The 16611-nt window shown below is 65.8% G+C and carries 23 protein-coding genes; 15 read left to right on the top strand and 8 right to left on the bottom strand.

What is annotated here, in order from left to right; all coding sequences use genetic code 11:
* The first annotated feature begins 1 nt into the window (after position 1).
* Positions 2–784, top strand: coding sequence for an SDR family NAD(P)-dependent oxidoreductase (locus I6F20_RS07300; RefSeq protein WP_036000254.1), 783 nt, complete (start codon positions 2–4; stop codon positions 782–784).
* A gap of 1 nt (position 785) precedes the next feature.
* On the opposite strand, the gene I6F20_RS07295 is transcribed toward I6F20_RS07300, so the two are convergent.
* Positions 786–1016 (bottom strand): DUF6894 family protein, encoded by a 231-nt coding sequence (locus I6F20_RS07295; RefSeq protein ID WP_057029028.1) that lies wholly within the window; start codon positions 1014–1016, stop codon positions 786–788.
* A gap of 489 nt (positions 1017–1505) precedes the next feature.
* Positions 1506–2579 (bottom strand): hypothetical protein, encoded by a 1074-nt coding sequence (locus I6F20_RS07290; protein ID WP_225125613.1) that lies wholly within the window; start codon positions 2577–2579, stop codon positions 1506–1508.
* A 343-nt stretch (positions 2580–2922) separates the two neighbouring features.
* Here I6F20_RS07290 and I6F20_RS07285 point away from each other — a divergent pair, with 343 nt between their 5' ends.
* The gene (locus tag I6F20_RS07285; RefSeq protein WP_167361659.1) at positions 2923–3519 is read left to right on the top strand and encodes a L,D-transpeptidase; all 597 of its coding nucleotides are present in this window, start codon (positions 2923–2925) and stop codon (positions 3517–3519) included.
* A gap of 42 nt (positions 3520–3561) precedes the next feature.
* Here I6F20_RS07285 and I6F20_RS07280 read toward each other — a convergent pair whose 3' ends face one another.
* Positions 3562–3993 (bottom strand): COG4315 family predicted lipoprotein, encoded by a 432-nt coding sequence (locus I6F20_RS07280; protein WP_036000243.1) that lies wholly within the window; start codon positions 3991–3993, stop codon positions 3562–3564.
* 118 nt (positions 3994–4111) lie between these two features.
* On the bottom strand, positions 4112–4576 hold the full coding sequence (locus I6F20_RS07275; protein WP_225125612.1) for a MarR family winged helix-turn-helix transcriptional regulator: 465 nt from the start codon (positions 4574–4576) through the stop codon (positions 4112–4114).
* 101 nt (positions 4577–4677) lie between these two features.
* Here I6F20_RS07275 and I6F20_RS07270 point away from each other — a divergent pair, with 101 nt between their 5' ends.
* From I6F20_RS07270 to I6F20_RS07260, 3 genes are all read left to right on the top strand, one after another.
* A complete protein-coding gene (locus I6F20_RS07270; protein ID WP_225125611.1) occupies positions 4678–6600 on the top strand; it encodes an FAD-binding monooxygenase in 1923 nt (640 codons plus the stop codon).
* Between the two features lie 235 nt (positions 6601–6835).
* A complete protein-coding gene (locus I6F20_RS07265) occupies positions 6836–7117 on the top strand; it encodes a hypothetical protein (RefSeq protein WP_036000293.1) in 282 nt (93 codons plus the stop codon).
* Positions 7118–7246: 129 nt separating this feature from the next.
* On the top strand, positions 7247–7453 hold the full coding sequence (locus I6F20_RS07260; RefSeq protein ID WP_036000235.1) for a hypothetical protein: 207 nt from the start codon (positions 7247–7249) through the stop codon (positions 7451–7453).
* A gap of 42 nt (positions 7454–7495) precedes the next feature.
* On the opposite strand, the gene I6F20_RS07255 is transcribed toward I6F20_RS07260, so the two are convergent.
* Positions 7496–7840 carry a DMT family transporter gene (locus I6F20_RS07255; RefSeq protein WP_036000232.1) on the bottom strand — a complete coding sequence of 115 codons (345 nt, stop codon included), beginning with the start codon at positions 7838–7840 and terminating at the stop codon, positions 7496–7498.
* Between the two features lie 124 nt (positions 7841–7964).
* Here I6F20_RS07255 and pdxY point away from each other — a divergent pair, with 124 nt between their 5' ends.
* The gene (pdxY, locus tag I6F20_RS07250) at positions 7965–8780 is read left to right on the top strand and encodes a pyridoxal kinase (protein ID WP_225125610.1); all 816 of its coding nucleotides are present in this window, start codon (positions 7965–7967) and stop codon (positions 8778–8780) included.
* Positions 8781–8784: 4 nt separating this feature from the next.
* Here the strand turns inward: pdxY and I6F20_RS07245 are convergent, their stop codons facing one another.
* Positions 8785–10128, bottom strand: coding sequence for a M15 family metallopeptidase domain-containing protein (locus tag I6F20_RS07245; protein WP_225125609.1), 1344 nt, complete (start codon positions 10126–10128; stop codon positions 8785–8787).
* A 241-nt stretch (positions 10129–10369) separates the two neighbouring features.
* On the opposite strand from I6F20_RS07245, the gene I6F20_RS07240 reads away from it, so the two are divergent.
* Both I6F20_RS07240 and I6F20_RS07235 read left to right on the top strand, forming a co-directional pair.
* Positions 10370–10573 carry a hypothetical protein gene (locus I6F20_RS07240; RefSeq protein WP_025035973.1) on the top strand — a complete coding sequence of 68 codons (204 nt, stop codon included), beginning with the start codon at positions 10370–10372 and terminating at the stop codon, positions 10571–10573.
* A gap of 171 nt (positions 10574–10744) precedes the next feature.
* Entirely contained in the window at positions 10745–10996 is a 252-nt protein-coding gene (locus I6F20_RS07235) for a hypothetical protein (RefSeq protein ID WP_109143942.1), read from the top strand.
* Here the strand turns inward: I6F20_RS07235 and I6F20_RS07230 are convergent.
* Positions 10993–11553 (bottom strand): bifunctional transcriptional activator/DNA repair enzyme AdaA, encoded by a 561-nt coding sequence (locus I6F20_RS07230; protein WP_074447944.1) that lies wholly within the window; start codon positions 11551–11553, stop codon positions 10993–10995. The two genes, I6F20_RS07235 and I6F20_RS07230, sit on opposite strands and share 4 nt — an antisense overlap.
* 129 nt (positions 11554–11682) lie before the next feature.
* Here I6F20_RS07230 and I6F20_RS07225 point away from each other — a divergent pair, with 129 nt between their 5' ends.
* Positions 11683–12099: a nuclear transport factor 2 family protein gene (locus tag I6F20_RS07225; RefSeq protein WP_036022851.1), complete on the top strand. Its 417-nt coding sequence runs from the start codon at positions 11683–11685 to the stop codon at positions 12097–12099.
* Positions 12100–12185: 86 nt separating this feature from the next.
* Positions 12186–13100 (top strand): DMT family transporter, encoded by a 915-nt coding sequence (locus tag I6F20_RS07220; protein ID WP_225125608.1) that lies wholly within the window; start codon positions 12186–12188, stop codon positions 13098–13100.
* A gap of 6 nt (positions 13101–13106) precedes the next feature.
* Here the strand turns inward: I6F20_RS07220 and I6F20_RS07215 are convergent, their stop codons facing one another.
* Positions 13107–13457 (bottom strand): zinc ribbon domain-containing protein YjdM, encoded by a 351-nt coding sequence (locus tag I6F20_RS07215; protein ID WP_036000193.1) that lies wholly within the window; start codon positions 13455–13457, stop codon positions 13107–13109.
* A 232-nt stretch (positions 13458–13689) separates the two neighbouring features.
* On the opposite strand from I6F20_RS07215, the gene I6F20_RS07210 reads away from it, so the two are divergent.
* The 5 genes from I6F20_RS07210 (at position 13690) to I6F20_RS07190 (ending at position 16542) form a co-directional block, all read left to right on the top strand.
* Positions 13690–14142 (top strand): pyridoxamine 5'-phosphate oxidase family protein, encoded by a 453-nt coding sequence (locus tag I6F20_RS07210; protein ID WP_225125607.1) that lies wholly within the window; start codon positions 13690–13692, stop codon positions 14140–14142.
* A gap of 93 nt (positions 14143–14235) precedes the next feature.
* On the top strand, positions 14236–14595 hold the full coding sequence (locus tag I6F20_RS07205; RefSeq protein ID WP_225125606.1) for a c-type cytochrome: 360 nt from the start codon (positions 14236–14238) through the stop codon (positions 14593–14595).
* Between the two features lie 236 nt (positions 14596–14831).
* Entirely contained in the window at positions 14832–15236 is a 405-nt protein-coding gene (locus I6F20_RS07200) for a VOC family protein (protein ID WP_225125604.1), read from the top strand.
* Positions 15237–15351: 115 nt separating this feature from the next.
* Positions 15352–15999 carry a cell envelope biogenesis protein TolA gene (locus tag I6F20_RS07195; protein WP_225125603.1) on the top strand — a complete coding sequence of 216 codons (648 nt, stop codon included), beginning with the start codon at positions 15352–15354 and terminating at the stop codon, positions 15997–15999.
* A 261-nt stretch (positions 16000–16260) separates the two neighbouring features.
* A complete protein-coding gene (locus tag I6F20_RS07190) occupies positions 16261–16542 on the top strand; it encodes a hypothetical protein (protein ID WP_109143935.1) in 282 nt (93 codons plus the stop codon).
* The last annotated feature ends 69 nt before the right edge of the window (positions 16543–16611 follow it).

Genomic DNA, 16611 nt, shown 5'->3' with positions numbered 1-16611 from the left:
TATGAGCCTGTTCAGCACGCCGTTCGATCCCACACGCGACACCGCGCTCGTCACCGGCGCAGGCAACGGCATCGGCCGCGCGATCGCGCTCGGCCTGGTCGGCGAGGGCGTCCGCACCGTGTTCGCGGATGTCAGCGCGGAGCGGGTGCGTGCCGCGATCGGCGCGAGCGAGAGGCCAGGTCTCGCCGTGCCCTGGGTCGGCAATCTTGCCAGCCTCGAGGCCTGCGATGAGCTGCTGACATCAGCGCATTCCGCGCTGGGCGAGGTCACGCATTTGGTCCACAGCGCCTCGCCGCCGCGGCGCGAGGCGGATCACTTGCTCGCAGTCGATCGCAACACCTGGCAGGAGATGCATGCCGTCAATCTCGATGCCGGCTTTCACCTGGCGCGCGGGCTCGCCAAGCGGCTGATCGCGGCGAAGCGGCCGGGCTCGTTCCTGTTTCTGACCTCGCTACATGCGGGCACGCCGCGCAACCTGGCGCATTACTCGACGGCAAAGGCCGCCATGGCGATGCTGGTGAAGGAGCTGGCCAAGACGCTCGGACGCTACGACATCCGCGTCAACGCGCTGGTCCCCGGCGCGATCGCAGCCGGCGGGTTCGTCGCCGATCCCGCGCTGGCGCGGCACATTCCGCTCGGACGCCTCGGTGAGGCCGGGGATCTCGCACCGATGGCGCTCACGGTGCTGTCGAACAAGCTGTCCGCTTACGTCACCGGCGCAGCCTTCGTCGTCGACGGCGGATTGTCGCTGACGAACTGGTTCGAGGCGCCGGTGCTGGATTAGCCTAGCGCTGCCAAGCCGGCACCGGATCGAGCGGCGTGCGATAGACCTCGTTGTGATCGCGATCGGTGACGCGCACCGCGCAACCTTTCTGCTGCAGTTCGGGCTTCACCTGCGACAGCTCGCAAGCCAATTGGTCGGCGCGATCGGAGGCAACCTCGATGTCTTCGAGGATGATTCCACCCTGGTTCTTGAACTCACCACCAACCACGAGATCGAAAGAATAGTAGGGCATGCGAATTCCCCGGTGTGACGATCTGAGCTTCAGTGCAAGTCTCAACACATGTCGGATGGTACCACTGAGTCGACATCTATCGAATGAACAGAGCGCGCAATCTCTGGGCTTATGGCGCAGAAATGATGTGCAACGTGCGGGCTCGTTAAGAGTTTATTAAATATACCCGCGCGATCATTAGGCATGGAATTGCAGCAGAACCGGGCTCCGGGAACCGGCAGCTGCAAGAGAAGGCCGCCGGCATAGATCCCGACGGCCTTTTCTCTTGAGCGAGACGTCGCTCACCGTAATCGCCCGGAGTTAACGCTTCACATCGACTCGGACAGCGTGCGTGAGCGCGTGACAGCAAGGCTGCGTCGTTGCTCTAAAGCGCGATGCGATCAGGATGAATCGTCATCGCGCTTCAGGTTGTTGTTGTTTGAGCATGATCGTTTCGGAAAACCGCTGCGCACTTTGCGCTTACGCGGCCCTTCGGGTTCGGATCATGCTCTAGCGCAGCGGCATCGGCGGGCGCACGATAGGTCCGTCGTCATCAGCAACGGCTTGCGTCGTCGTGGTCGGCGCAGCCGGCGGCGTGGCGGCGGCGGCCTGCGATAGCGGCGGCGGAGGCGCGAGCGGCGCGGGCGAAGAGGCCGGCATGTAGGTCCGCGTCACAGGCGGCTTGGGCTTGCGAACCGGCGGCGCCGCAGGCTGCGGCGGGAGGGCGGCAGCACGTGCGCGCGGATCGACCGGCGGCCTCGCCTCGGTGACCGGCTTCGGTGCGGGAGGCCTCGCCATCTCACGCGCCATCTGCTCCTGTCCGGCTTTCAACTCGGCGATGTTGGCCTTGAGCTGCTCGATCTGCTGCGCCATGGCGGCGAGATCGCGTGTCATCGATTGCACCGATTGCGCCGCGTCGACCGACTGTGGTGCCGCGGGCGCAGTCGCAGCTAGCTGAGCCGCGGGCGGCGTCGCAGCTTGATCTGCGGTTTGGTTGGGCGTGGCTTCCGCTGCGGGCGGCGCAGCCTGGGCGGCGGCGACCGGCGCGCTTTGCTGCGGTGTCGCAGACAACAACGAGGTCGTCGGGAGCAGCGAGGTCAGCGCCGGCGTCCATTCGGCCAGCAGCTGCTTTGCTGTGTCGCCGTGCTTCTCCCAGGCGATGCTGGCGGCCACGCTGGCGCCGGCAAGCAGGAACGTGACGAACGCCCCGCGCAGCCACTTGCCGACCGAGGACCGCTTCTTCATCACGGGACCATCGCTGGACGTGACGCGGACAGCGGTGTCGATCGACGGTGCCGCAGTGGATTTTCCGTAGACGACGTTGATGCTTGGCTCGGGCGCGCGCGCCGGCTCCAGAGTGAACTTCGGCGTGACCTTGGGCTGCGGGGCAAACTTGGGTTCCGGGGCAAACCTGGGCTCCGGACGCGGCGCGATCTCCGGCGCCAGCGCAGGCGACACGCTGGCGGGGCGCGAGGCCCGCACGATCTCGGGCGAGATCTGGAGCGCGTCGTGAGGACCGTTGTCCTTGACCGTGTCTTTCACGATCTCATCGACGATTTGCTTGGCGTTCAGCGTCGCGAGCATCGCAGCTCCTTTGAAGCCCAGTGTTCGGGGTTAAGGCATCCGCATTGGCGCGGGGCTGATCCGAGGTGAGGCCATACCCGGTCCCCATGTCGCACGAGTCCAGCCGGGTTTGACCAAAGCAAGGCGAGGGGATGGAGATGATGCGACACTCTTCCGCCCTTTGTGGTGATGGAACCCAATTTGCCGAACACGCGCATGTGTTCCTGCACCGCCTTGTTTTCAGCACGATTTTGGCAATATCTGGTGACGGCGGGGGCGTCGTTATTCCGCTATCGGGGGGCCGGCGGTGCCAAGATCTCTACTCGTTTTGTTCGTCGCAGCCCTGCTGCCGCTGGGCGGCTGCATGCAGACGACACTTTCGCCATCGACGGATGCGAGCATGACGCCGCGCGACCGTCAGTTGCTCGCGCACGCGCCTTACGCCAAGGCGAACGTGCCCCAGCAATATCTGCGTCACATCGTCGATTACCACCGCAAGGAGCAGCCGGGCACGATCCTGGTCGATACCGACGCGCGCTACCTCTATTACGTGCTGCCCGAGGGCAAGGCGATCCGCTACGGCGTTGCCGTCGGCGAGGAAGCCATGGCGTTCTCCGGCGTCGCGCGGGTCGGTCGCTTGGCGGAATGGCCGGACTGGGTCCCGACCGCGGATATCCAGGCGCGCCTCGGTCCCTATCCCGCGCGCGTTCCCGGCGGTCCCGCCAATCCGCTGGGCGCGCGGGGCATCTATCTCTATGTCGGCAACAAGGACACGCTCTATCGCATCCACGGCACCAACCAGCCCGAATATATCGGGCAGGCGATCTCGTCCGGCTGCATCCGGATGCGCAACGAGGACGTCATCGATCTCTACGACCGGGTCAAGCTCAATTCGATGGTCGTGGTGCTGCCGCCGGGGCAGAGCGCGCAGGCCGCGGCGGGCGGGCGCTGGCGCGGCTGAGGTCTGCGCCGGTCAGTTCGAATTTAGGTGCGTTGTCACGCTCTAGTTCTCAGGCCGGGCGACCCGCCATTGCAGCGTCGTGGCGTTGCCGTTGGCGTCGCCCGGCGCCTTGTCGGCGGGCGAGGTGTAGAGCGGGCGATAACGGTAGGCCCACATCTTGCTGCCGTCGTTGCGGTTGATCACGGTGAAGTCGCCGACGGCCCTGGCGTCGGCCGTTGCGGCGAGCGGCACCCAGCTCTCGATGCACTTGCCGTTGCAGTTCGACGTCTTTCCCGTGGTGTCGCGCTCATAATAGTAGAGCGTCATGCCGTTGAGATCGACGAGCTTGGGCCCCTGCTTGGTCAGGATGACCTTCGCGGGAGCCGTTGGCGCCTCGACCTTCGGCGGAGGAGGATCGCCGCCGCCATGGCCCCCTGCGACCGCCTGAACGGTCGAGAGCGCGACGGCCGCGGCCACAACGAGGAACCTGAACATCCGAAACTCCGCCCCGCAAAGTTAATCGCGCGTTAAGCGCCCCAATGCGGCCGAGGTTAGCAGCCGAAGGTTAGTTCCTGGTTTCGTGCGCTGCGACAATTACGGACATGGTCCGAGATCAGAGCTGCGCATCGCGCAGCGGCGCGCGGCTGAGCTCGTTGCCGGCGGCGATCGCCTTGCGCAGCAGCCGCATCAGCTCCTCACTCTCTTTCGCGCTGAGGCCGCGCAGCATGATGCGCTGCGCGGATTCGACGGCCGGGGTGATCTTGCGCAGCGTGCGGCGGCCCTCGTCGGTGATCTCGAGCTCACGCGCGCGGCGGTCGCGGCTGGAGGGGCGCCGCTCCGCGAGGCCCTTCTGGACGAGGCGATCGATCACGCCGGTGATGGTGGTGCGATCGTAGGCGATCAATCCGGCGAGCGTCACCTGATCGAGCCCCGGATTGGCCTTGATGGTTGCAAGCGCGGCGTATTGCACCGGAGTGAGATCGAAGCCGGCGTCCTCGACCTCGGCCAGGAACACCGCGACCGAGATCTGCTGGAAGCGGCGTGCCAGATGTCCGGGCATGTCGTTGTTGTCTTTCACCGAAATCTCCTCCGGGGCAGAGCGGTGCGGATCATTGACAAGTATACTGATAGTCAGCATACTGATCAATAACCAAACAGAATTTGGCGGGAGAGGTGCTCATGCAGTTCCATCTCAATGGATTTCAGCCGGGCGACCCTGAAATCGCCGATCCTGCCGCGCGCGTTCAGGCATCGGGAGCGGCGGGCGCCGTGCCTGGCGAGGTCGATGTCCTCATCGTCGGCTGCGGGCCGGCCGGCCTGACGCTCGCCGCCCAGCTCGCGCAATTCCCCGACATCAGAACCTGCATCGTCGAGCAGAAGCCGGACCGCCTGCTGGTCGGTCAGGCCGACGGCATCGCCTGCCGCACCATGGAGATGTTCCACGCCTATGGCTTCAGCGAGCGTGTGCTGAAGGAAGCCTGTTGGGTCAACGAGACCACGTTCTGGAAGCCGGATGAAGCGGCGCCGGAGAAGATCGTCCGCAGCGGCCGGGTGCAGGACGTCGAGGACGGGTTGTCGGAATTCCCGCACCTCATCCTGAACCAGGCGCGCGTCCATGATTGCTTTCTCGACGTCATGCGCAAATCGCCGGCGAAGCTCGCGCCGTATTACGGCCGGCGCGTGCTTGATGTGAATGTTGATCCGGCCGCCGGCGCCGACCATCATGCCGTGACCGTGCGCCTCGAACGCGTCGATGCCGCGAACGAGGGCAAGGTCGAGACGATCAAGGCCCGCTACGTCGTCGGCTGCGACGGCGCCCGCAGCACGGTGCGCAAATCGATCGGGCGCGAGCTGCACGGTGATTCCGCCAACCACGCCTGGGGCGTGATGGACGTGCTGGCCGTGACCGATTTTCCGGACATCCGCTTCAAGTCGCTGATCCAGTCGGCCAAGGACGGCAGCCTGCTGATCATTCCGCGCGAAGGCGGCTACATGGTCCGCATCTATGTCGAGCTCGCCAAGCTCGATGTCGGCGAACGCGTTGCCAATCGCAACATCACCGCCGATGACGTGATTGCGAAAGCGCAGCGGGTCCTGAAGCCGCATCGGCTCGAGGTGAAGGAGATCGCCTGGTGGTCGGTCTACGAGATCGGCCAGCGCCTCACCGACAAGTTCGACGACGTGCTGGAGGGCGAGATCGAGACGCGCCAGCCGCGCATCTTCATCGCCGGCGATGCCTGCCACACCCACAGTCCGAAGGCCGGGCAGGGCATGAACGTGTCGATGCAGGATGCCTTCAATCTCGGCTGGAAGCTCGCCGCCGTGCTGCGGAGGCAGTGCGCGCCAAGCCTGTTGCATTCCTACTCGGCCGAGCGCCGGGCAGTCGCGAAGGAGCTGATCGATTTCGATCGCGAATGGGCTGATATCCTCGCCTCCGCCGCCAAGGCCGGCGGCGCCGATGCCGCCAAAACGCAGGACTATTTCGTCCGGCACGGACGTTTTACCGCGGGCACGGCAACGCATTACAAGCCGTCGATGCTCACCGGCGCGGCCACGCATCAGCACCTCGCGCAGGGCCTCATTATCGGCACGCGCTTCCATTCCGCGCCGGTGATCCGGCTGGCGGACGCCAAGCCGGTGCATCTCGGCCATGCCGCACGGGCCGATGGCCGCTTCCGCATCTACGCGTTCTCGCCCGATGAGAACCCGGCAGCGTCGGGCTCGGCCATTCGTGCCTTGTGCAATTTCCTCGCGGAATCCCGGAAGTCACCTATCCGTCGATATACGCCTGTTGGAGCTGACATCGACAGCGTGATCGATCTGCGCGCGGTGTTTCAGCAGGACCATCGCGAGCTCGCCATCGAGGCAATGCCGCCGATGTTGCTCCCGAGCAAAGGCCGTTACGGCTTGTACGACTACGAGAAGATGTTCTGCCCGGATCTCAAGAGCGGCCACGACGTTTTCACGATGCGCGGCATCGATCGGGCGGCCGGCTGCATGGTCGTGGTGCGGCCCGACCAGTATGTCGCGACCGTGCTGCCGATCGACGATTTTGCCGGGCTCGCCTCGTTCTTCGACGCATTCATGCTGCCGGCGAGGTGACGCCGAAAGCGCCGCGCGCGCCGTGCTGCCGGCGATGCCCCATGCGGCGCAGCCGAGCTAGCACTGGCTGCAACGAAGCCCGGCCCTCGTGCCGGGCTTACCGCTTGCGCGCGCCCTCCGGTTCCGTGCGCGTACAATTTAAGAAAGTTCTTCGCGGGCAGATTTCATCGATCGTAATATGTCTATCCAAAGCTGTAAGCATCCACTCGGGGCAGCGGGGCACCGGAGGATGACGATGAGACAGAACCAAGCGGAGACGCGCCGTCAGCAAAATGTCGCGAAGCGGTCGATGACCAAGGAGGCCAAGCAGCTGGCCGGCCTGATTGCCGGACTGCGCGAATCCCTCGAGGAGATCCACAAGGAGCGGGCGGGCACCAAGCTGTCGGGCGCAGAAATGGGACTACTCGATGAGCGTCGCAACAATCTGCTGCTCACCATCGCAGCCCTCAATGACCGCCTTTCGGCGGTGCAGGGCCTGATCAATCTCGGCCGCCCGCATATTATCCGCGTGCATTAGCGCCGATCCGAGGCAACGAGATCGGCTCTGTTGCGACGGCACGGGGCCGGCCACAGGCCTCGTGGATGGCACCAAATTGCCACGCTCCCGGCGAATTGCCGCCAAAGCCCGCTGCCACGACAAGGCCGGGTGCAGGGCGACGCAAGGGGATGCGAATTGGCCTACAAGATGGTCGCAGAACGCGACAACGAGAAGTACAGTTTCGCCCGCGAGAGCCGGTTGCTCATCGTAGCGAAGGCGAAAGTGTGGGCAAGCGAGGGGTGGCGGGTGGTCGTCACCGACCAGGATGGCAAGGCCTACGCGCCGTCCGAGCTCGATCAGCTGTCCGCAGCGTGATGGTGGGGCGCGACCTCTTGCTCAGAGTCGGCACCGCGCGCATCACCGCACGGTGGTCTCCGAGAACAGGTTGATGATCACCACCCCTGATACGATCAGCGCGATGCCGACGAAGGCTGCGGCGTCCAGGATCTGACGGAACAGCACGAATGAGACGGTGGCGGTCAGGATGATGCCGACCCCGCCCCAGATCGCATAGGCGATGCTCAACGGGATCACCCGGATCGCCACCGAGAGCGCGTAGAACGAGGCGACGTAGAACAGCACCATCGCCAGCGTCGGCCAGGGACGGGTGAACTGCGCGGACTGCTGCAGGAACGCCGACGCGGTGACCTCGAACACGATGGCGAGGGCGAGAGCCGTATAGGCGTTGAAGACGGAGGTCATGCGGAGGCTGTGTCCGGGCCGACGGATGGCTGACGTGCGACCGCAAATATCACGCGGGAATGACGAGTCCGCGACAGGATGCAGCGCTTGCGTCGCCCGACGTTTGACTCTACGGACCTCTTTTATGCTCGTCATCTCCATCCAGAGCCAGGTGGTCCACGGCCATGTCGGCAACAGCGCGGCCGCCTATGCCATGCAGGCGGAGGGCGTGAACGTCGCTGCGGTGCCGACGACGCTGCTGTCCAACCATCCGCGCTATCCGAGCCTGCGCGGACGGGTGCTGGAGACCGAGCTCGTCGCCGATCTCCTGAGGGGAGTCGAGGAGCGCGGCCTGGTCGAGGAGGCCGCCGTGCTCGTCACCGGCTATCTCGGCTCGCCCGGCAATGCCGCCGTGATCGCCGATTTCGTCGAGCGGGCGCGCACGCGCAATGGGAAGCTCGTCTATCTCTGCGATCCCGTGATCGGTGACGACGGCCGCGTCTATGTCGCGGACGGCATCCTGGACGTGCTCCGCCACCGGCTGCTGCCGACGGCGAACCTGACGACGCCGAACCAGTTCGAGCTCGAGCTGCTCTCTGGGGTCGCAATTGCCGACGCCGAGAGCCTCAGCGCGGCCTGCGCGGTGCTGGCTGGGGCAGGCACCGACGTCGTCGCCACCGGCTGCACCCTCGCTGACACGGCGGCGGGGCAGGTGGAGACGATCCTGTGCACTGATGGCCGATTGTCGCGCTTTGCGACGCCGCGCCTGCCGATCCGTCCCTACGGCACCGGCGATCTCCTCACCGGGCTGATCGCGGCGCATCTGGCCAAGGGCGAAGCGATGGAGTTGGCGGTACGTCGCGCGGTCGACACGGTCTTTGCCGTGCTGGTGCGCACGCAGGACGCCGGCTCGGCCGAGATGCGGCTGGTGCCGCTGCCGACGGCAGAGCGCAAGCCGTAAACCGTCAGGTCGCGCGCTTGCCGGCCGATTGCGCCGACTTCTGCGGCTTGGCCGCCGGGCCCTTCTGCTCGCGCGCGACGTCGGCCTTCGGCGGCTTGGCGCTCGCAAGGCCCTGTGTCTTCTTCGGCTTAACGCCGGCAACGTCCTTGCGGTCGGAGGTGCCGCGCTTCGAGATATATTCCTGGCCGTCGATCGGGCCGACATGGGGCGGATCGCGGCCGAGATAGGGTCGGCCGATGCCGTACGCCTTGCCGTTGGCATCGACCCACTTCCACAGGATTTCGGTCGAGACCCAGCGCTGCGCCCTGTTGCTGCCTTGCGTGCTGACGATGTCTGCCGCCATGCCGTGACCGTAGCCGCCGCGCGTGCTGCCGCCGTGATAGGAGCGGTTGGAGGCGGCCTTCAGGCCGCTCGCGATCGACTGGCGATAGTCGTCGCGGAACGCGCTGGTGATGCCCGGCGACAGGCCGGCGGCTTCGGCCGCGAGCATCATGCGGAACAGCTTCTGCTTGAAGCTCTTGTCCATGCCGCCGATGACGTAGTCCATCATCGACATGCCGGCGCGCTCGGCCGCATGCGGATCCTTCCAGGTGAAGTCCTGATCGACCAGCTTGGTGAAGCTGCGCATCACCGTGACGGTCTTGCCCTTGCGCTTGATGGTGACTGCGCGCCGCTCCTGCACCTTCATCGTGTCTTCCTTGGCGGTGCGCTGATAGAGCGCCCAGAGGTAGCGGTCGATGCAGGCCTCCATGACGAAGCATTCGTCGAGCACGGCGATGTTGTCGGCAGGCGGTGACGCCTTGCGCGCAGGCGCAACGGGGTCGCTCGCGATCGCCGCGGCCGACAATGTGTCCGTCGTCACGATCTCGGTGGGATCGGTGGATGCGAGCTTGACGGGCTCCGCCACAGGGGCGGGGGCAACCTCGCTGACGACGGGCTCCGGTTCAGGCAAGATCGGCGGCGCGGGCACGGCTTCCACCGGCAGGATCAGCGCCGGGTCGGCCGAGGCAAGCTTGATGGTGGAGGCGGGCTCTTCCGGCGTTGCCTCTGCCGGCGCGGGAGGGTCGGGCAGCGCAGTGACGGTGGCTGCGATGTCGGCGGTCAAGGCGAAGCGGTCCTCAAGGGTCGCAGCGCGCGGCACGTCGGCGAGGTCGATGCGGCCGAGATCCTTAGCATGATCCTTGGCACGATCCTTGGCACGATCCTTGGCGCGCGAGATGGCGGCCGCATTGGCGGCGCTGTTTTCGATGAGCGCAGGCGCATAAGCGGAGAGAGACAATGCCAGCCAGCCGGCGAGAACGGCCGAGGGACACGACACCGCCACCAGAAGAGACCGCCGATCGTTCATGATCCCTGCCTCCAAACGGTCTGCTCGAACAATCTTGCCCGAACAGTGATGATGCAAACAGTCTGACGAAACAGTCGCACGGAAAGGCACGCAGCACGTCGATTGTTCGGGCCACGGTGTGGCGGCGCAATGGCGCAAATCGGGGAGTGCGGGCTTTTCGGGGCAACTGTGGCCGAGGTGCAACGCCCGGTTCCATTTGACGTTGCCGCAACTTTGTTGCGGCTGGTGCGTTGGAGGCGCCATGACGCATCCCTCGCTTCGTCCCATGGACGCCTTCGACCCCACCGAGCCCGCCATCCTGCACGATCGTCTCTCCGACACGATCATCACCTGGACCGCCGACCAGGCCGAGGACTACCGCCGCGCCAGCCGGCCCGGCGCGGATGGAACCGTGGCCTGGAAGACCTATCTCTTCGACGGCTGGGGCAACGTGCTTGGTGGCTGAGCGGCTCCTCTGGAGGCGCCGCGTCGCAGCCGGCGTGATTCGCCCAAATCCCTGGACGCATTAGGCATAACGTCATGCATTGCATGCGATGTTGCAATGCGGCGGTGTATGTCGCACTGCAGCAAAATGCGCCTAAATAGGCTCCGACTCTTAAACCTCGGAGCATCACCAATGAACAAGAAGACCTTGTCGATCGCCGCCTTCCTGACGATCGCGGGCGGTACCGCGGCTTTCGCCGCCGAGCTGCCGACCTATGAGGCCAACGGATTTCCGGTTTCCCCGCTGCAGGTGCACGTGCTCGGTGCCGCACATGTCGAGCAGCAGGTCGCAGCGCCAAGCGCAATCGCCTCGGTCCACCAGGCGAAGGTGCTCAGCCCGCGCAAGGTGAAGACCGCGGACGTGATCACTGGCGCGGGCCGCTAAGCTCGCCGCGCGCGCAGGCTTGACGGCGAGCGGCCGTAGAGTTCGGCGAAGGCGGCGTTGAACCTGCGCAGGCTGCCGAACCCGGCCTGGAATGCGATAGCGGTCATGCTGTCATCGCCGGCATCGAGCAGGCGCTTGGCGCGCTGGACACGCAGTGTCTTGGCGAGCTGCTGCGGCGTAGCGCCGACATGGCGCTCGAACAGGCGCGCCAGGTGACGCGACGAGATGCCGAGCCGCGTCGCGAGATCGACCACCGAGCCTTCATCCAGCGCGCCGTCATCGATGAGCCTCATGGCCCGGGCCACCGTGGAGCGCGTGCCGTTCCAGGCCGGGCAGAAAGGAGCGGTCTCGGGACGGCAGCGCAGGCAGGGCCGGAAGCCGGCGGCCTCGGCAGCCGCAGCCGTCGGATAATAGACCACATTGCGCGCCAGCGGCTGCTTGGCCGGACAGACCGGCCGGCAATAGATGCCCGTGGTCTTCACCGCCGTGAAGAAGCGGCCGTCATAGCGGGGATCGCGGCGCAGGCGCGCGGCGTTGCAGACATCAAAGCTCAACATGATCGCATGGTAGCGCATGGGGGCGGCGGCGGAAGGGCTGCCGGATGACCGAGTCCGATTGCGGCGAGCCGCGGCTCGCACCGCGGCCTAGAAGGCGGTTCTCATCGCAACACGGCCGGAGACCCCATCGTGACCAGCCCGAGAGACGTCGTACTGAACGCCTGGAAGACCTTTTCGTCACGCGATCCCGAGCGCATCGCAGCACTCTTCACCGACGACGCCGAATGGATCGCGCCGAAGGGAAATGCCACCGCCGTCGCGCTCGATCATACCGATCACATGGTGGGAGCGCACCAGATCGCCCGCTTCATCGCCAAGGAAATGCACAGGCTGTTTTCGAGCATCGATATCACGTTCCGCGGCGTGTATGTCGACGGCGATGTCGTGATCGTGGAGGAGCGGATGCGCGCCACGCTGCCCGGCGGCAAGCCGTACGAGAACGAGTATTGCTTCGTGTTCGAGGTGGTGGGCGACCGGATCAGGCAAGTGCGAGAATACATGGATACTCGCAAGGGATGGCGGATGGTCTTCGATGAGGGGCTGTAACACGCGTAGTCGGCATCGCCCTCGCGTGACAGCCCTGCAGCCGCGTGGGTTGAGCGGCTCAGCGAGCCGACATATCGAGTGATCCCATGGATCAGCGGACGAGCGGCGCCGGCGCTCAGAAGAAGGATACCGCGCCGGCACTGCTCGGCGTGGTCTGCGGCCTTGCCGCAGCGCTGTTCTGGGCGCTCGGCTTTGCCGCCACGCGGCACGGCCTCAAGGCCGGCTTCACGCCGGTCGATCTGCTGGTGCATCGCTATGTCTGGTCGGGGATCGCATTCCTGCCCCTGGTGTTGCGCGCCGGACTCTCCGATCTCTGCGGCATCGGCTGGGGCAGGGGGCTCGTGCTGATGGTGCTCGGTGGTCCCGTGATGTCGCTGATCTCGTACATCGGCTTCCTGTTCGTCCCGCTCGGCCATGGCAGCGTGATCCAGCCCTCTTGCGCCACGCTCGGCGGCCTCCTGCTCGCGGCGGTCGTGCTGAAGGAGCGGATCTCCGCATCGCGCCTGACTGGCGCGCTCGTCATCGTCGGAGGCCTCGGCGTGATCGGTGCGGAATCAATCGGCCACATCGGTGCCGACGGCATTCAGGGCGATCTCATCTTCGTGCTTGCCGGATTCATGTTCGCCGGGTTCGGCGCGATGCTGCGCCGCTGGCGCGTCTCGGCCGTGCCGGCTGCGCTGGTCATCAACGTGCTGTCGCTGCTGCTGGTGCCGGTCTACGTCGCCACGGTGGGTCTCGCCCACATTGCGTCGATCGGCATGACCGAGAACGCCATCCAGGCGCTGGCGCAGGGCGTGCTTGCCGGCCCCGCCGCGCTCTATCTCTACGCCGTCTCGGTCCAGCGTCTCGGCGTTGCCCGCGCCGCGGTGTTTCCGGCCTGCGTGCCCGCGCTGACGCTGCTCACGGGCTGGTTGCTGCTCGGCGAGCCGCCCACGATGCTGCAGATGGCAGGCCTCGTGACGGTGCTGAGCGGGTTCTACCTGGCGCAGCGGCAAAGCTAGCGGACCTCACGCCTTCTTCACGAACTCCGACTTCAGATTCATCGCGCCGATGCCGTCGATCTTGCAGGCGATGTTGTGGCCGTCGCTGGCGTCCTGCAGGCGGATATTGCGCACCTTGGTGCCGCCCTTGACGACCGAGGACGAGCCCTTGATCTTGAGATCCTTGATCACGATGACGCTGTCGCCGTCGGCGAGCACATTGCCGTTGGCATCGCGCACGCCCGCATCCTGCGCCGTGTCCGCGACCGCGTCCGCCGCGCCGCTCCATTCATGGCCGCATTCCGGGCAGACCCAGAGATCGCGGTCCTGATAGGCGTGCTCGGAATTGCAGGTCGGGCATTTCATCGTGTCGGTCATGACGGGTCTTGTCTCGCGCGTTCGTTCGCGGCGCGACCGTAGAGGCGGGAACCGGGAAAGCAAGCAAAAGCTGCGCACGGCGCGGGCTGGCCGCGCCTGCCGGTGCGATATCACCGGGCGATGCCTGCCGACGCTTTCAACAGGCGACATCGCCGGCGCGCGTTGAGCTGCATCAACGGCACTGCGCGCGGGGATCGTATCGTGTCTTCAGGAATGACCGCCGGAGGCAGCGATGGACGACACACTCAGACGAAAAATCCAGACCTTGCTGGACCAGCACCGCACGATGCGGATCGCGACGCTTCGCGCCGATGGCTGGCCGCAAGTAACGACCGTCGGCTATGCCAACGACGGTTTCACCATCTACTTTCTCTGCGGCCCCGACAGCCAGAAGGCGCAGAACATCTCGCGGGACGAGCGCGTGTCGCTGGCGATCGACGACGATCCGGCGCAAGTGATGGAGATCACCGGCCTGTCCATGGCGGCGCGGGCGGTGGCCGTGACCGATCCAGCTGAGGCCGAGAAGGCGATCACACTGGTGATGGCGCGCTATCCCGAGCAGAAGGCGATCGGCCTGCCCATGCCGAAGCCGTCCGAGGTGCGGCTGATCCGTCTCACGCCGACGGTGATCTCGCTGCTCGATTATTCCAAGGGATTCGGCCACACCGACCTCGTGACGTGCTGAGGACGCGAGCTGCGAGCTGGCTTGACGCAGATCAAGCTGGCGTCGTGGTGCACATCTAAGCTGCTCCACGATTCAATGCCGTGAGGTCGGGCGATGTCGCACAATGTTCGAATCTCCATCGGCATCGCCGTCCTGATCGCGCTGTCGGTGCTGTTTCTCTTCAGCGTCGTTCACACCGCCGCCGGGGCGCCGAGGCCCGGCTCGCGCGCGGTCGCCGCAGGTCATCGCCTGGCGCAGGCGTGGTGCCAGTCGTGTCACGCGATCGAGCCGCACATGGCCGGCTTCTTCGAGGAGGCACCGAGCTTCCAATCCATCGCCGACCGCAACGGCACCACCGCGCTCTCGCTCAAGGTGTTCTGGCGGACCAGTCACCAGACCATGCCGAATCTCGTGATCTCGCCGGAGCAGGCCGAGGTGCTATCGGCCTATATCCTGAGCCTGAAGCGCAATTGAGGGCCGGCTCAAGCAAGTGTTGCGAAAACAACCCCATGCACAGTAGCCATCCCCATGGAATTGCTCGGGGTTTTTCCTCACTTCGGTAAAATCGAACAGGATTTGACCCGTCGGGCAAAACAATGGCATGATGCCATCGTGGAACGCGGTCGGGGGCGTCGGGTGCGGCACCATCCCGGATTACGCTTGCGCTCCATCCGGGCTACGCTCGCGCCTCAACTTGCGACGAGCCGCTCATGAGCTTCCTCCTCAACATCGATGTTCCCGACGTGGCGAAAGCCACGACGTTCTACACCGAAGCCTTTGGCCTCTCGGTCGGCCGCCGCTTCGGCGCCGACTTCGTCGAGCTCAACGGCTGGCCCGCACCGGTGTATCTCTTGACCAAGCAGGCCGGCACCATCGGCGCCGGCGGCGACCCCCGCCGCTATGAGCGGCACTGGACGCCGGTGCATATCGACGTCGTCGTCGACGATGTCGACGCGGCCGTCGCGCGTGCCCTCGCTGCGGGTGCGATTCTGGAGGTGCCGGCGAGCGATGCGCCCTATGGGCGGATCGCGATGCTGGCCGATCCGTTCGGGCACGGTTTTTGTCTGTTGGCGTTCAGCGCGCAAGGGTATGACGCGTTGCTGGAAGGTGCGTAGCCTGGATGGAGCGCAAGCGTAGTCCAGCGCCGAGCGTGCCGCGCGACCCCGGATTGCGCTTTGCTCGATCCGGGCTACGCTCGCGCGCGGAAAGCTGCGCCGACATCGGAGCGACATGCCAAAGAAGCTGAAGACCTACCAGACCTCGCTCGGCTTCTACGATCAGGCGATCGCCGCGCCCTCGATGAAGGCGGCGCTTGCCGCCTGGGGCGCCAGCTCCAATCTGTTCCATCAGGGCGTCGCCAGGGAGACCGACGATCCCGATGTCGTCGCCGCGACCATGGCGAAGCCGGGCGTGGTGCTGAGGCGCCCGGTCGGCTCGGACGGCCCGTTCACCGAGAGCGCGGAGCTGCCGACTGATCTCGGCGCAGGTGAGGCCGAGCCCAAGCGCAAGTCCAAGAGCAAGGCCGAGAGCAAACCGACGTCAAAGAAGCGTCCCGCCAGGACGGCCCGGAATGCATCCCGCGAGATCGATGATGCGGCCGCCCGCAAGGCCGCAGCAGCTTTCGAGAAGGAGGAGCGACGGCGCGAGGCAGCGCGTGCCAAGGAGGAGGCCGCCCGCGCCAAGGAGCGTGCACGGCGCGACAAGGCGGTTGCCGCGGCGGAAGCAGCGCTCGACAAAGCAACACGCGAGCACGAAGCGAAGGCCGAGGCGATCGAAGCCGAGCGGGCCGCGCTCGAGGCGCGCGCCGAAGCCGAGCAGGAGCGCTGGGACAAGCAGAGGCACAAGCTGGATCAGGCCCTGCGCCGCGCGCGTGAGTGAGCGGCAGGTGCCGACGTCCGGGACTTCTGCTGCTCATCCAGACCACTCTTGCGTCATACTCGGCCGTCATTGCTAGCGGAGCGAAGCAATCCAGGCTCCCTCCGCGGAAGGACTCTGGATTGCTTCGTCGCAAGTGCTCCTCGCAATGACGGGGAGAGGTCGGAGCGCCAAAGCGCACAGCGCTTATGTCCGCACCTCGCGCGAAATTTGCTTGCCTCGCCTGGCATCCTTTTGCACTCTCCGCGCGAAGGAGACCAACGCATGACCAAGATGACTGCCGCCTGCGCGCTCGGAACCGCCCTGGTGCTGAGCGGCCTTGCAACCTCGGACGCCGAAGCCCGGACGCGGAGAGCCGTCGTCGTTCGCGCGCCGCAAGAGCGGCTCGTCATCACGGCGCCGGTGCTGAGGCCGACGCCTTGGGATTACAACATCGTGCCACGCTATCGTTACCGCCCCGAGCACGACCGGGTCGATCCCTACGGCCCGCCCTTGGTGCCGTCCTATGTGCGCTATGAGGGATGGCGCTGGCCGTATTGGTGGTGAAGGCACCGACCGACGCCAAAACTGATCGGCGCATGCGCTCGGTGAGCTGAGCAGAGGCACGACGTGCAT

The organism is Bradyrhizobium sp. IC3123, assembly GCF_020193625.1.
Taxonomy (GTDB): domain Bacteria; phylum Pseudomonadota; class Alphaproteobacteria; order Rhizobiales; family Xanthobacteraceae; genus Bradyrhizobium; species Bradyrhizobium yuanmingense.
The sequence above is the reverse complement of the archived record's forward strand: the minus strand, read 5'-3'. Positions and strand labels throughout refer to the sequence as shown.

Coding starts and splice junctions, on each gene's coding strand:
- I6F20_RS07300 (WP_036000254.1), top strand. CDS start 2: ATGAGCCTGTTCAGCACGCCGTTCGATCCCACACGCGACACCGCGCTC.
- I6F20_RS07295 (WP_057029028.1), bottom strand. CDS start 1,016: ATGCCCTACTATTCTTTCGATCTCGTGGTTGGTGGTGAGTTCAAGAAC.
- I6F20_RS07290 (WP_225125613.1), bottom strand. CDS start 2,579: ATGCTCGCGACGCTGAACGCCAAGCAAATCGTCGATGAGATCGTGAAA.
- I6F20_RS07285 (WP_167361659.1), top strand. CDS start 2,923: ATGCAGACGACACTTTCGCCATCGACGGATGCGAGCATGACGCCGCGC.
- I6F20_RS07280 (WP_036000243.1), bottom strand. CDS start 3,993: ATGTTCAGGTTCCTCGTTGTGGCCGCGGCCGTCGCGCTCTCGACCGTT.
- I6F20_RS07270 (WP_225125611.1), top strand. CDS start 4,678: ATGCAGTTCCATCTCAATGGATTTCAGCCGGGCGACCCTGAAATCGCC.
- I6F20_RS07265 (WP_036000293.1), top strand. CDS start 6,836: ATGAGACAGAACCAAGCGGAGACGCGCCGTCAGCAAAATGTCGCGAAG.
- I6F20_RS07255 (WP_036000232.1), bottom strand. CDS start 7,840: ATGACCTCCGTCTTCAACGCCTATACGGCTCTCGCCCTCGCCATCGTG.
- pdxY (WP_225125610.1), top strand. CDS start 7,965: ATGCTCGTCATCTCCATCCAGAGCCAGGTGGTCCACGGCCATGTCGGC.
- I6F20_RS07245 (WP_225125609.1), bottom strand. CDS start 10,128: ATGAACGATCGGCGGTCTCTTCTGGTGGCGGTGTCGTGTCCCTCGGCC.
- I6F20_RS07240 (WP_025035973.1), top strand. CDS start 10,370: ATGACGCATCCCTCGCTTCGTCCCATGGACGCCTTCGACCCCACCGAG.
- I6F20_RS07235 (WP_109143942.1), top strand. CDS start 10,745: ATGAACAAGAAGACCTTGTCGATCGCCGCCTTCCTGACGATCGCGGGC.
- I6F20_RS07230 (WP_074447944.1), bottom strand. CDS start 11,553: ATGTTGAGCTTTGATGTCTGCAACGCCGCGCGCCTGCGCCGCGATCCC.
- I6F20_RS07220 (WP_225125608.1), top strand. CDS start 12,186: ATGGATCAGCGGACGAGCGGCGCCGGCGCTCAGAAGAAGGATACCGCG.
- I6F20_RS07215 (WP_036000193.1), bottom strand. CDS start 13,457: ATGACCGACACGATGAAATGCCCGACCTGCAATTCCGAGCACGCCTAT.
- I6F20_RS07210 (WP_225125607.1), top strand. CDS start 13,690: ATGGACGACACACTCAGACGAAAAATCCAGACCTTGCTGGACCAGCAC.
- I6F20_RS07205 (WP_225125606.1), top strand. CDS start 14,236: ATGTCGCACAATGTTCGAATCTCCATCGGCATCGCCGTCCTGATCGCG.
- I6F20_RS07200 (WP_225125604.1), top strand. CDS start 14,832: ATGAGCTTCCTCCTCAACATCGATGTTCCCGACGTGGCGAAAGCCACG.
- I6F20_RS07195 (WP_225125603.1), top strand. CDS start 15,352: ATGCCAAAGAAGCTGAAGACCTACCAGACCTCGCTCGGCTTCTACGAT.
- I6F20_RS07190 (WP_109143935.1), top strand. CDS start 16,261: ATGACCAAGATGACTGCCGCCTGCGCGCTCGGAACCGCCCTGGTGCTG.